The 12,454-nt window shown below is 65.2% G+C and carries 12 protein-coding genes; 7 read left to right on the forward strand and 5 right to left on the reverse strand.

Going from position 1 to position 12,454, the window contains the following annotated elements; all coding sequences use genetic code 11:
* Positions 1-4: 4 nt before the first annotated feature.
* Positions 5-763 (reverse strand): SDR family NAD(P)-dependent oxidoreductase, encoded by a 759-nt coding sequence (locus MRAB57_RS14910; RefSeq protein ID WP_077079672.1) that lies wholly within the window; start codon positions 761-763, stop codon positions 5-7.
* A gap of 152 nt (positions 764-915) precedes the next feature.
* On the opposite strand from MRAB57_RS14910, the gene MRAB57_RS14915 reads away from it, so the two are divergent.
* Genes MRAB57_RS14915 through MRAB57_RS14925 form a run of 3 tightly spaced genes read left to right on the forward strand, consistent with a single transcriptional unit; the run spans position 916 to position 4,951 of the window.
* Positions 916-2,586 carry a thiolase C-terminal domain-containing protein gene (locus MRAB57_RS14915; protein ID WP_108637944.1) on the forward strand — a complete coding sequence of 557 codons (1,671 nt, stop codon included), beginning with the start codon at positions 916-918 and terminating at the stop codon, positions 2,584-2,586.
* A gap of 16 nt (positions 2,587-2,602) precedes the next feature.
* Entirely contained in the window at positions 2,603-3,802 is a 1,200-nt protein-coding gene (locus MRAB57_RS14920; RefSeq protein ID WP_077088056.1) for an acyl-CoA dehydrogenase family protein, read from the forward strand.
* Between the two features lie 30 nt (positions 3,803-3,832).
* A complete protein-coding gene (locus MRAB57_RS14925; protein ID WP_281254374.1) occupies positions 3,833-4,951 on the forward strand; it encodes an acyl-CoA dehydrogenase family protein in 1,119 nt (372 codons plus the stop codon).
* On the opposite strand, the gene MRAB57_RS14930 is transcribed toward MRAB57_RS14925, so the two are convergent.
* Together MRAB57_RS14930 and MRAB57_RS14935 are read right to left on the reverse strand one after the other, a co-directional pair.
* Positions 4,948-5,880: an alpha/beta hydrolase gene (locus tag MRAB57_RS14930; RefSeq protein WP_077088058.1), complete on the reverse strand. Its 933-nt coding sequence runs from the start codon at positions 5,878-5,880 to the stop codon at positions 4,948-4,950. The two genes, MRAB57_RS14925 and MRAB57_RS14930, sit on opposite strands and share 4 nt — an antisense overlap.
* Positions 5,880-6,710 carry an SDR family oxidoreductase gene (locus tag MRAB57_RS14935; protein ID WP_077079676.1) on the reverse strand — a complete coding sequence of 277 codons (831 nt, stop codon included), beginning with the start codon at positions 6,708-6,710 and terminating at the stop codon, positions 5,880-5,882. The genes MRAB57_RS14930 and MRAB57_RS14935 overlap by 1 nt, the downstream gene beginning before the upstream one ends.
* A 152-nt stretch (positions 6,711-6,862) precedes the next feature.
* Between MRAB57_RS14935 and MRAB57_RS14940 the strand changes: the two genes are divergently transcribed.
* From MRAB57_RS14940 to MRAB57_RS14955, 4 genes are all read left to right on the forward strand, one after another.
* On the forward strand, positions 6,863-7,057 hold the full coding sequence (locus MRAB57_RS14940; RefSeq protein ID WP_077088059.1) for a ferredoxin: 195 nt from the start codon (positions 6,863-6,865) through the stop codon (positions 7,055-7,057).
* Positions 7,058-7,188: 131 nt separating this feature from the next.
* On the forward strand, positions 7,189-8,316 hold the full coding sequence (locus MRAB57_RS14945; RefSeq protein ID WP_077079678.1) for an amidohydrolase family protein: 1,128 nt from the start codon (positions 7,189-7,191) through the stop codon (positions 8,314-8,316).
* Positions 8,317-8,344: 28 nt separating this feature from the next.
* The gene (locus MRAB57_RS14950) at positions 8,345-8,647 is read left to right on the forward strand and encodes a hypothetical protein (protein ID WP_077079679.1); all 303 of its coding nucleotides are present in this window, start codon (positions 8,345-8,347) and stop codon (positions 8,645-8,647) included.
* Positions 8,648-8,731: 84 nt separating this feature from the next.
* Entirely contained in the window at positions 8,732-9,892 is a 1,161-nt protein-coding gene (locus MRAB57_RS14955; RefSeq protein ID WP_077088060.1) for a thiolase family protein, read from the forward strand.
* Here MRAB57_RS14955 and MRAB57_RS14960 read toward each other — a convergent pair.
* Complete coding sequence (locus MRAB57_RS14960; protein WP_245830330.1) at positions 9,889-10,974, reverse strand: NHL repeat-containing protein; 1,086 nt, start codon at positions 10,972-10,974, stop codon at positions 9,889-9,891. The genes MRAB57_RS14955 and MRAB57_RS14960 overlap by 4 nt on opposite strands.
* Positions 10,975-10,994: 20 nt before the next feature.
* A complete protein-coding gene (locus tag MRAB57_RS14965) occupies positions 10,995-12,050 on the reverse strand; it encodes a hypothetical protein (protein ID WP_245830331.1) in 1,056 nt (351 codons plus the stop codon).
* Between the last annotated feature and the right edge of the window lie 404 nt (positions 12,051-12,454).

Genomic DNA, 12,454 nt, shown 5'->3' on the forward strand with positions numbered 1-12,454 from the left:
CCTGCTACTTCGGCGCGAACCGTTGGCCGGCGTCGAGTCGGATGGTCGATCCGTTGAGCATCTGGTTCTCGACGATGGACAGCGCCAGGGCGGCGTACTCATCGGGCCGGCCCATCCGACGGGGGAAAGCCGCGTCGCGGGTCAGCTCGCCAGCCATTTTCTCCGGAATTCGCGACGTAATCCCGGTCGCGAACAGGCTCGGCGCGACGGCGGTGACTCGGATGCCGAGGCTGCCGAGATCACGCGCCATGGTCAACGTCATGCCGGCGATCGCAGCCTTCGCGGCGCTATAAGCGACCTGGCCGATCTGCCCTTCGAACGCCGCAATCGAGGAAGTGTTGACGATGACGCCGCGTTCCTCGTCGTCGGGTTCGTTGCGGCTCATGTGCCAAGCCTGTAACCGGTTCAGGTTGAAGGTGGCGATCAGGTTGAGCTCGATCACGGACCGGAAGGCGTCCAAGGAGTGAGGCCCGCTCTTAGACAGCGTGCGCGCCGATACCCCGCCCCCGGCCGTGTTGACCGCGATATGCAAGGCTCCCAGGTCTTCGATGGCAGTCGCCAGCGTGGTCTCCACGCCGTCGCTGTCAGTCACGTTGCAAGGGTGAAACGACGCGCCCAGTTCCTTGGCCACGGTGGCTCCGTCCGACGTCGGCAGGTCCAGCACGGCGACTCGTGCACCCTGCTCTACCAGCCGTTCCGCGGTCGCCCGCCCCATGCCCGAGGCGCCCCCGACGACCACCGCGGCGCTGTCCTTGACCTTCACGCGAACCCCTGTCTGCTGCGACGACTGATTGTCCTCCTACGAGGTCATCACAGTACACGTAAGTAGAGTCCCCCTCTACTAATACGGCCCACGCCGTATTCGCAATCTGCTACGGTTCGTGTTGGTTATTCGTCGGCGTGACCGGAGGTGTGATGACAGTGCCCGGCCCCGCCGAGCCGGTTGTGCGGCCCTTGCCCCAAGTGAGCATCGGCAGCGAAGCGTTCTGGACGAGCGGAGCCGACGGGCGTCTGCGGATCGCTCAATGCCAGGCGTGCAGCCGCTACCACCACCCGCCGCAGCCGATCTGTCCGCATTGCCGTTCCTGCGAGGTGGCGATGACGCCGGTATCGGGACGTGCGACGGTCGCCGGTTTCACAGTGAATCATCAGCAGTGGCTGCCACGCTTCCCGCCGCCTTACGCGGTCGCGGTTGTCGCCATCGCCGAAGACCCCTCGGCCCGGCTCACCACGAACATCGTCGGCTGCGAATCCGGGCACGTCGCGATTGGTCTGCAGGTCAAGGTGGTGTTCGAGCAGCACGACGATATATGGATTCCACTATTCGAACCGGATTCCGAGGCCGCCGGGGCCGGGCCGGTTCCGGGGCCGCGTGATCTGGTTCGCGATGTGCGGCCTATGTTGTCCTCTCGCAAGTTCGAAGACACGGTGGCGCTCACCGGGGTCGGCAGCTCGACGATCGGGCGTCGCCTCATGGTCGATCCGCTGTCACTGACCGTCACGGCGTGCCTGCGCGCCGTGGCGGACGCGGGCCTGACGCTGGACGACATCGACGGCCTGGCCACCTATCCGGGCGGACTTATCGGGGGGATGTCGGAAGGCGGGGTCACCGCAGTCGAGGAGGCGTTGCGCATTCGACCCACCTGGATCAGCGGTGGGGCCGAAGTTCCCGGACCCAGCGGCAGCGTCGTGTCCGCCATGCTGGCCGTCGCGGCCGGGCTGTGTCGGCACGTGTTGTGCTTTCGGACCGTGTGGGAATCGACGCACACCGCCCTGGCCAGACGGACGAAGTCCGCGGGCGGAGTGGGTCGGGCGTCGGGCATGTTCGAGTGGCGCGCGCCGTTCGGCGCCATGTCGGCTGCGAACTGGATCGGCGTCAACGCCTCGCATTACTTCTGGCGCTACGGTGGCGACCGCGCCTCGACCCTGGCGCCGATCGCCCTGACGGCGCGCGCGAACGCGTCGCGCAATCCGGCCGCGATCTACCGTGACCCCCTCACCCTGGACGACTATCTGTCGGCGCGGATGATCAGCTCGCCGTTCGGCCTCTACGACTGCGACGTGCCGTGCGACGGGGCAATCGCGGTGATCGTGTCATCGATTGACACGGCAGCCGACCGGCCGAAACCTCCGGTGCTGGTTGAGGCGGTGGGCACCCAAGTGCTCGACCGGATCTCTTGGGACCAGGACACTCTCACTCACGAACCGCAGGTTTTTGGACCCGCCGCGCACCTCTGGAGCAGAACCAGCCTCCGGCCCGACGATGTCGACGTCGCCGAGCTCTACGACGGATTCACCTTCAACGCCGTGTCGTGGCTGGAGGCGCTCGGGTTCTGCGGCGTCGGAGAGGCCGCGGATTTCCTTGATGGCGGAACGACGATCGCGCTGGACGGGAAGTTACCGCTGAATACCCATGGTGGTCAGCTGTCGGCTGGACGGACCCACGGATTCGGCTTCCTGGCCGAGGCGATCGCGCAGGTGCGCGGCGAGGCGGCCGAGCGCCAGGTCGCCGACGCCCAGGTTGCGGTCGTCACCACCGGCGGCGGTACCCCCGGGGGAGCACTGCTGCTGCGGCGGGGGCACTGATGCGGAGGACGGACATATGAAGCTGGAACAGGATCCGGAGCTCGATCAGTTCCGCGGCGAGGTCAGAGATTTCCTGGAGAAACACCGCCCAGCGGTGCGCACCAAGGGCAGAGCCGGGACCCGCGCACCCGAAGCCGAGGACATTCCCGCCCTGCGGACATGGACCGCGCGGCTGTTCGAGGCCGGATACGTGGGCGCTGACTGGCCCGCCGAATGGGGCGGTGCCGGCACCAAAGACGCGCTCCGCGCGACCGTCGTCGGTGAGGAGATGGCGCGGGCGCGGGTGCCCACGCCAATCGGCGCCGGCCTGCTGGCCGCCGCGGCCCTCATCCACTGCGGGCGCCACGACCAGCAGAACCGCTACCTGCCCCGGATCCGGAGCGGCGAGGACATCTGGTGCCAGCTGTTCAGCGAGCCCAGCGCGGGCAGCGACCTGGCCAGCCTGTCCACCCGCGCGCGTCGCGACGGCGATGACTTCGTCGTCGACGGCCAAAAGGTGTGGACCACCAACGGCCAACACGCGCAACTGGGCTACCTGTTGGCCCGAACCAACCCCGATGTACCCAAGCATGCCGGCATCACCGCGTTCATCCTGGACATGACCAGTCCGGGCGTCGACGTGCGGCCGCTCCGCGAGATCACCGGCACCAGTGACTTCAACGAAGTCTTCTTCGATGGCGTCCGGATACCGAAAGACAACGTGCTCGGCGAAGTCGACGAAGGCTGGAAGGTCGCCACCACCAGCCTCGTCGAGGAGCGCTCCAGTGTGGGCACCGCGGGCATCGTCATGCTGCGCACGGTGCGCGACGCGGTAACGATGGCGCGATCGCTGCGGCGCGGATCGCGCCCTGCGCTGGACAACGATGCGGTCCGCCAAGACATCGGCCGGCTCTACGCCGCCGCGCGGGTCAACGTTCGGCTGGGCCAATACAACCTGTCGCGCGCGTTGAGTGGCGAGGCCGATCCCGGCGACGCTCCGTTGGCCAAGGTGCTCTACAGCGAGTGCAATCTCGCGCTCACCGACTTCGGAGTCGGACTCCAAGGCACCGATGCGCTGCTCACCGAAGACGACCCCGAGGCGATCGCCGGCGGTTGGTGGCAGGACGCCTTCCTGTATTCGCGGGCGCTGACCATCGCCGGTGGCGCCAACGAAGTCTTGCGCAACATGATCGCCGAGCGGTCGCTCGGATTGCCCAAAGAACCGCGCGGTTCCTGACGTCTTCGGAGGTAAGTCGTGGATTTCACCATGAGCGACGAACAACGGATGCTCGTCGAGACCAGCCGTAAGTTGCTGGCACGCGATTCGCCGATCAGTCGCGTGCGCGGACTCGCCGATTCCGATGAGCAAGGCTACGACGAGCGCGTGTGGCAGCGGGGCGCGGAACTGGGGTGGGCCGGATTGCTCGTCGCCGAGGAGTACGACGGTCTGGGGCGCGATCTGGTGGATGTCGCCCTGGTCGCCGAAGAACACGGCCGGACGGTGCAGCCGGGCCCGCTCATCGGCAATACCCTTGCAGCAGTGGCGATCTCACAATCGGGACGGGACGACCAGTGCTCGGAGATTCTGCCGCTGCTGGCCGGCGGCCAGGCTGTCGCTGGGTGGGCCTTCGCGGAGTCGCGCCAGCCGTGGGACGCCGACGGTGTGTGCACAGTGGCGACCGAGCACGCCGACGGATTCCGACTGCAGGGCATCAAGACCGCCGTGCAAGATGCCGATCGCGCCGGCTGGATTGTGGTCACTGCGCACCTGGGGGGCCGCCTGGCGCAGTTCCTCGTCGACCGGCGGGCCGCCGGGTTGGCTGTGCGCCGCCTTCGGACCCTCGATATCACCAGGCGCCTCGACGAGGTTTCCCTCGACGATGTGGTGGTGGCGCGATCGGCGTTGCTGCACGCCGGCGAAGCTGCGGAAGCGGCGCTGGCACACCAGAACCGTTGCGGCGCTGTGCTTGTCAGCGCCGATAACATCGGCGTCGGCGAGGCTGTGCTGGAGATGACCGTCCAGTACGCAAAGCTGCGGGTCCAGTTCGGGCGTGCCATCGGCAGCTTCCAGGCCGTCAAACACAAGTGCGCAACGATGCGGATGTGGTTGCAAGCCTCGAAGGCCGCCACCTACTACGCCGCGATGGCCGTGGCGGCCAACGCGGACGATGCCGAGGAAGCTGCCAGCGTAGCCAAGGCTTACACGTCGTCGGCGATCTCAGCTGTGACCAGCGAAGCCCTCCAGGTGCACGGCGGTATCGGCTTCACCTGGGAACACGATCTGCATCTCTATCACCGCCGGGCCAGGGTGAACCAAGTCCTGTTCGGTGATCCCTATCTGCACCACGAGCGACTCGCGGCGGCGCTGGAAACGGCTACCGCCTAGACAACCGTTCGCCGGCCGAACTGGCGGGCCAGCCAGTCCGCACTGTCGCGTGCCGCGGTGCGGGCGACAGCGGTGTCGGCGAACATGTCGAAGCCGTGCACAGCGCCTGCGTAGACATGCAGTTCGGTGGGCACTCCCGACCGGCACAGTCGCGCGGCGAAATTGATCGACTCATCGCGCAGGCAGTCAGCCGTGCCAACGCCGATGAAAGTCGATGGCAGACCGCTTAATTCGGTCGCCCGCGCGGGTGCCGCATCTCCTGGAACGTCTTCGGTGCGATACCGGTCGCCGAGATAACTGCGCCAGCCGAACGCGTTGGATTCCCGGGTCCACACCGGCAATCCTTCGAGCCGGCTTGAGGCGGTGAGGCCGCGGTCATCGAGCATCGGATACTCCAAGTATTGGAATGCCAAGGGGGCGTTCGCATTATCGCGCCACCGCATGGCCAGGCTCGCCGCCAGTGCCCCGCCGGCACTGCGTCCGGCGATACCGACTTGCTGTGGGTTGATTTCTAGCTCATCGGCGTGCTCGACGACGAAGCGCAGCCCGGCCTCGCAGTCGTCCAGCGGCGCGGGGTAAGGCGATTCGGGCGCCAGCCGGTATTCGACGCTGACGCACACGCAGCCCAACCAGCGGCACCACTCGATCAGGCGGGCATCGTCCATGTGCCGGTTGCCGATCACCATCCCGCCGCCGTGCATCCAGAACAGCACGGGCGGCTCGGCCGCGGATTCGACAGGTCGTAGCACCGACAGTGCGACGTCATCGGTGGTCAGCTCGAAGCGCTCGATGTCGGGTGCGGACTGCGGCTCGAACATCGATCCGCTGCGCATGGCCGGAAGTTTGTCGAGCGAGAAGTCGAAATCGGGAAATCCGCGCAGACTTTCGCCGATCTCCGGGTCGATCCATGCGGGACCGGTCTCGGCCATCAACGGACACCCATGAGGTGCTTGCCCGCGCCGACGAGTCCGCCGTCGACGCGAATGTCACAGCCGGAGATAAATGCCGCGTCATCGGACTCCAGGAAGGCCACCGCGGCCGCGATGTTCTCGGGGCGCCCCGGCAGCGGGCGGTCCGGGCGCTTGACTGGGGTCACCTCGATCATCACCGGGATGATCTCCTGACGATCCAGTTCCAGCCGGCCCATCGGCGTATCGATCAGGCCGGGCGAGATCGCGACGGTACGTCCGCCCCTCTTGCCCCACGGCGTGGCCAGGCGTTCGGCTAGCCGGGTCACACCGCGTTTGGCCAGGACGTACGCCGTGGCACTGTCGAGCGCTTTGCCCAGGGCCTGTTCGATGGCAGCGAGGAACCCGTCGGCCAGCGGATCGTCCAGCAACGGTTCGACGTTGGCGGGGACTTCGCTGTAGCCGGCGATCGATCCGATCAGGATCGCGGAGCTGCCCGGGTTAACCAAAGGGAGCATGGCATCGGTGATGCGCACCGATCCGGCCAAGTCCACGTCGAGCACTGTTTCCGCGTCGGTCATTTCCGGTGAGACACCCGCGGTGTGCACGAGGCAGCGCAGACGGCCAAGCGCGCGCACCCGATCGGCGACCGCCGCGACATCAGCGGGTGAGGCCACGTCGCAGCGCAGCGTCTCGACGTCTGCCCCATGTCCGCTCAGGGCCTTGCGTGCCTGATCGAGTAGATCCTCGCGCACGTCCACGAGCAGCAGACGCCCACGATCTGCCAGCGCGCGGGCGCAGGCCAGCCCCATCCCGCCCGCACCCCCGGTGATCACCAGAACGTTGTCCACAGTTATCCGGGTCCTCTCATCGGTGGATCACTACCGGCCCAGCCGCCCAACGAATCCCTTAACAGACGGAAGTGTGCCACAGAAGCAACTTAAGCTATTCAATAAGAGAGACCTATGTTGTCACCAAAAGAATGTGATGGTCTACTCGATGCATGAAGGTGACCGTCGACCCCGACCTCTGTGAAGCCAACGGGTTATGCGTGGCAGCCGCCCCCGATGTGTTCGAGCTGATCGATGACGACGTCGTCGACATCCTGCTTCCAGAACCGCCCCCGGAGATGGAGTCGGCCGTTGCTGAAGCAGTGATCGCTTGCCCTAAGCAGGCATTGCGGCTACTTGCGGAGTGATCGCAGTGCTCGCTGCGGCACGCTAGTGCACACGAACATTGCAGAATTTGAACTTATCGTTCTACTCTGAGGGAAGTCAGTCTACGGCTGACGTGAGAGCGGTTTGCCCGGCTGTGCCATGAGGAGTCCCTATGCTGCCCGACGATGCCAAGATCATCTCCGTCGACGACCACGTCATCGAGCACCCCCGAGTGTGGCTGGACCGCGTTCCCGCCAAGTACGCCGACGTGGCTCCGCGCATCGTCAAGCTGCCCGACGGCAACGACACGTGGCTCTACGAGGGCAAGCGGGCCGGCAACTTCGCGCTCAACGCCGTGGCGGGCAAACACCCCCGCGACTTCGGGATGGACCCCCGCAGCTATGACGACATGCTGCCGGGCTGTCATGAGATCGCCGACCGCATCAAGGACATGGACATCGAGGGCGTATGGGCCCAGCTGTGCTTCCCCAACTTCGGTGGCTTCGCTGGGAGCACTTTCCATACGGCCAGCGACAAAGAGTTCGCCAAGCTATGCATCAGCGCCTACAACGATTTCATCCTCGAGGAGTGGTGTGGCTACGCACCCGAGCGTCAGATCCCGCTGATGATGGTGCCGTTCTGGGACGTTGAGGCATCTGTGGCCGAGATAGAGCGGACTGCCGCCAAGGGCGCCAAGTCCATCTCTTTCGTCGAGGCGCCTCACAGGATCGGTCTGCCTTCCTATCACACCGACCACTGGGATCCGATCTTCCGCATCTGCGAGGAGGCCAGCCTTCCGCTGTCGATGCACTTCGGCTCCGGCGGCATGCCGCAGGGACTGGCCAGCGACGGCGACCTGTTCATCGGGATCGCGCTGTTCGGCCTGAATTCGATGATGGCCACGGTTGATCTGCTGATGTCGGATGTCTTCTACAAGTTCCCTAACCTGAAGGTTGCCCTTTCTGAGGGCGGCATCGGATGGATGCCGTATCTGCTCGAGCGCATCGACTACTCCTGGGGCCGACACAAGTACTGGTGCAACATCAACGCCGACAAACTTCCCTCCGAGCTATTCCGGGAGCACATCTACGGGTGCTTCATCTCCGATCAGTCGGGCATCGAACAGCGCCACCGCATCGGCGTGGACAACATCATGTTCGAAAGCGACTACCCGCATTCGGATTCCAACTGGCCGCACACCCGCAAGCTGCTCGCCGAGCACCTGGTCGACGTGCCCGACGACGAAGCACGCAAGATCGTCGAGCTGAACGCCCGCGCCCTGTACAACTTCTGGGCCTGAAGATCCGCGCGCGCCACGAAAGGTATCGATGACCGACCTCTCACCGGGAAAGCGACTGCGCGGCAAGGTAAGTAGCACCGAGATCATCGTCGTACGACCTCCCGCCGCCCCGGTCGAGCTGTCGTGCGGTGGTCAACCGATGACAGCGGACCTGGCGGCGGGGGCTGCGGGCGCGTCAACCACCGAGAACGACACAGTGCTCGGTAAGCGCTATGTCGACAAAGAGACCGGGCTAGAAGTGTTGTGCACCAAGGCAGGACCGGGTGTGCTCAGCGCAAACGGACGGCAGCTCACCCTCAAGGCACCCAATGCACTACCGGCATCGGACTGAGGGACGCAAACCTCCACCAGACAAGTCTTACGCGCGAGCTCCTCGCCGACCTACCACACCAAACTCTCAACGGAAGCGAAACCAATGCCCGATGCCCTCATTCTTTCCGCCGCTAGAACGCCAATTGGTAGGGCCCGCAAGGGATCTCTGACGTCGGTTGATGCCTACCAACTCGCCGAGATCGCCGTCGGGGCCGCAGTCGAACGGTCGCAGATCCCCGTCGCTGACCTCGACGACCTGTTTCTCGCGGAGTCCCTGCAGGGCGGCGGGGTTATCGGCCGCAACATCGCAGTCCGTCTCGGGATGACCAACGTGCCCGGGGTGGCGATCAACCGGCACTGCGCCTCCGGCGCGACCGCCGTGCAGTTGGCGGCCGCCACCATCATGGCCGGCATGGCAGACGTGATTGTCGCTGGCGGAACGGAAAGTGCAAGCACCATGCCACGGCTGGCCAAGGTGGCACCCGGTGCAGAGGAACCCACCCGATGGTCGCCGCAGAGCCATCCGGACGCCCCCGGCATTCCGGCCTTCGACATGTCTGTCACCATCGGCGAAAATACAGCCCGGCTACACCATGTCACCCGTGAACAGGCCGACGCCTGGTCCGCGCGCTCACAACAGCGAGCGCTCAACGCCATTGCCAAGGGGTACTTCGACGACGAGATCGTCGCCGTCCCCGTCAACCAAGGCAAAGTGGTGTTCGACACCGATGAGCACCCGCGCGACACCACCCCCGAAACGCTCGCCGGGCTGAAGGTCCTGCACCCTGAAATACCCGATGCCGTTGTCACCGCTGGCAATTCTGCGGGCATCAACGACGCCGCCGCCGCGCTGGTCATCGGCAGCTCAGACTTCGCAACCAGTCGCGGCCTGACACCGCTGGCACGGATCCTGGGTTGGGCATCTGTCGGTGTGGAGATCGAGCACACCGGAATGGCGCCGGTGTCCGCAATCCCGTTGGCGCTCAAGCGCAGTGGTCTCACGCTGGACGACGTCGACCTCTTCGAGATCAACGAAGCGTTCGCAACGATGGCCGTGGCGTGCACGCGTGATCTCGGACTGGACGAGTCAATCGTGAACGTGAACGGTAGCGGTATCAGTCTTGGTCACCCCATCGCAGCGACGGGCGCCCGGATGGTGGTCTCGAGCGTTCATGAACTCGCTCGGCGTGGTTCGCGCATCGGGGTGGTGGCGATGTGCGCCGGGGGAGGGATGGGGTCGGCGTTGGTCGTCGAACGGATTTAGCTCGAGCCGAACACTCGGCGCTCGACGCTGAGCTTCGTGTATCGCCCGCCCAGCAACCATTCGGACACATAGAGGTTTCCGACGGTGTCGGTTGTGACAGAGTGCGGGGAATTGAAGCGATCGCTACGAGGCAGGTGGGGTACCTCCGTACGCCCATCGCCGGCGAGCGCATTGGGCCATCCGGGCCGGGTCGGCCACCCAGGCTCCGCGGTAGGGTCGTCGCCGATGTACCCGAGCAGATTGTCCCCGGGATCGAGTACGGCCACTCGCCCATAGAGCTCGGCGACGGCCAGCAGGTCGCCCCACTGAGCAAAATCGCTGGGGCTGTTGAGGATCTGCTGACCGAAGGTCCGCAGATAGCGGCCATCGAGGTCGTAGACGAGAACGCGGGTATTGACCCGGTCGGCAATGTAAAGCTCCGGAACCGTTTTGCGGCGATCGACGAAAATTGCGTGTGGGCACGCGAGTCGTTGACCGACCTCCTCGCCGGTCAGTGTCGACCGATGGTTTCCCTGCTTGTCGAACCGGTGCACGACTCCCGACCCGTAACCGTCCGCCACCCAGACGTCGCCCGATCCCCCGAACCGCTCCTCGTCCACGGCGCAGCCGCACGGACAGTATGGTCCCATGGGGCCGGCCCGGATGGCCGGATCCTGTTGCGGGACAGGCAACTCCGAGTGGATCGTTCCGTCCAGGCTCATCTTCACCACTCGGGGTGCCCGGGTCCGGCAGTGGACCCCCCTGCCGAACATCGCGGCCCAGTCGGGGTCGCCGTCGTCGGCGCCGCAGCTGAATACGAACCCCGGATCGCTGACCCAGATGAATTCGTCGTCGCCTTCGCGCACGAGAGTGATGCCGTGACCTTCGGTGAGGCCTGTATCGACCACGCGCAGCAGGCGGCCCGCGGTGTCGAATGCGACGAGTTGCCCAGCGTGGAAACCGATGATCTCCCCCCCGTCGGTGGCGACGACAGCGTTGTGCACCCAACAGGACGTGGCACCTGGTACGGCGGACAGATCTGCCCAATCACCGACCACCTCGTAGGGCGGGATGTTGTTGGGCAGAAAGGCATCTGAGGACACGACGTGGCCTTCCCGTCGCTCTATTCGCCGGTGACGCCGGCGTGGCGCGGCTCGGCGGAACTCGACGGCTTTGACGAAACCCTCTCGGGTTCAGTGTCGTTCACTCTGGACCACACGTCGCCCGCCTCGTCTTCGAATCTGATCCGCACGTTGGGAGACGCGTCAGGTTCCAACGAATACAGCGCGGACGCGTGTTGGTCCGGCCGTAGCCAGCGCGGGAAGTCCAGGATGTTGTGGGCTGCGAGCAGGTCCATCCGGCTGCCTAGGAAGATCGGCTGCCGAGCGGGTACCGCCCCACGTGGGTCGCTCAGCGGATGATGCTCGTCCGGCCACCGACCAACCCCGAGCTTGGCGACGACCTCGGCGATCGCTTGCCGCGAGCGTTTGGCACCGCCGGGTCGAGCGCGTCCTTCGGAATCGACCGCGCCTACCGAGACCTGCAATCCGACGACCAAGGAGGCGCTGTGATTCACCACTGTCACGGCCCAGATCTGCGGCCCGAGCAATGCGACGGGCGTTCGGTAAATCCTCAATCGGCGCGCAGGGGAGGCCCTTTCGAACTCGGTGGCCAGCTTGCCGAGGTTGCGGTGTGTCAGATCGGCGGTAATGGCTGTCTGTAGCCGGCTTTCGAAGTGAGCATCGCCCTGACCAAGGTAGCGGGGAATGACCCCCGCCTTGCTCAGCCGCTGCGTCACGTCGCCAACCCAGGCTTGGTCGTCTGCACTGAGGTCAGGGGAGGGAGGCGACTCGGCGAGGAGCCAGGCGAGTACCAACTTTCCGGCGCGTTGTGCGCGATCGACGTCGCCCATCACTTGAACGACATCGCGCCGCGCCGGGTCGAAGACGGCGATGAACACGTCGCTCCGGTCCACGATCTGGGCAGATTCCGCGGAAGGATTGAGCCGCTCAGCCCCAGCGGTGCGGTGTTGTCCACCTGAGGGCATGAGCACGATCTCGTGTCGCTGCCCACTCGCAGCGTTCCACCAATTCAGAGCCTGACCAATGGCGGGGCGGAATCGATCGGTGTCGTCGGGAGAGGCGATCACCACCTCTGCAACGCGTGCAGCGAACACCATCTCATCTCCTCATCGATACGTCGGCACTCCCAGCTGGCCGGCCAGTTGATGACGTTAGGTGCTGTCGAACTCTAGCGACCATTGCTTCATACGCAAATACCGTCCTACTATAACGAACATGTCTGTATCGGCGTGAGCTGCCATCCGACGTGCGAGATGGCCCACGGGCAGTCGCCAAATGAACAGGAGAGACATTGTCGGCCGACGGAAGTGTGTTGGAGTTCGAGCCGTTCAAGCCCGGTCCCACTGAGCAGTTGCCAGCGGTGTACGCGGAGCTGCGAGAGCGGTTTCCCGTCTACCGGAGCGCTTCGAACATCTGGGTGATATCGCGATTTGATGACGTGAAGGCCGTGCAGTCGAATCCTGCGGTGTTCTCGTCGCGTCCGAACCCCTACGAGGGAGAT

The sequence above is a fragment of the Mycobacterium rhizamassiliense genome, assembly GCF_900157375.1.
Classification (GTDB): domain Bacteria; phylum Actinomycetota; class Actinomycetes; order Mycobacteriales; family Mycobacteriaceae; genus Mycobacterium; species Mycobacterium rhizamassiliense.

Excerpts from the sequence above, each read along its gene's own strand:
- MRAB57_RS14925 (WP_281254374.1), top strand. The coding sequence starts at position 3,833 with ATGAGCGACGAACAACGGATGCTCGTCGAGACCAGCCGTAAGTTGCTG.
- MRAB57_RS14930 (WP_077088058.1), bottom strand. The coding sequence starts at position 5,880 with ATGGCCGAGACCGGTCCCGCATGGATCGACCCGGAGATCGGCGAAAGT.
- MRAB57_RS14950 (WP_077079679.1), top strand. The coding sequence starts at position 8,345 with ATGACCGACCTCTCACCGGGAAAGCGACTGCGCGGCAAGGTAAGTAGC.
- MRAB57_RS14945 (WP_077079678.1), top strand. The coding sequence starts at position 7,189 with ATGCTGCCCGACGATGCCAAGATCATCTCCGTCGACGACCACGTCATC.
- MRAB57_RS14965 (WP_245830331.1), bottom strand. The coding sequence starts at position 12,050 with ATGGTGTTCGCTGCACGCGTTGCAGAGGTGGTGATCGCCTCTCCCGAC.
- MRAB57_RS14940 (WP_077088059.1), top strand. The coding sequence starts at position 6,863 with ATGAAGGTGACCGTCGACCCCGACCTCTGTGAAGCCAACGGGTTATGC.
- MRAB57_RS14915 (WP_108637944.1), top strand. The coding sequence starts at position 916 with ATGACAGTGCCCGGCCCCGCCGAGCCGGTTGTGCGGCCCTTGCCCCAA.
- MRAB57_RS14920 (WP_077088056.1), top strand. The coding sequence starts at position 2,603 with ATGAAGCTGGAACAGGATCCGGAGCTCGATCAGTTCCGCGGCGAGGTC.
- MRAB57_RS14955 (WP_077088060.1), top strand. The coding sequence starts at position 8,732 with ATGCCCGATGCCCTCATTCTTTCCGCCGCTAGAACGCCAATTGGTAGG.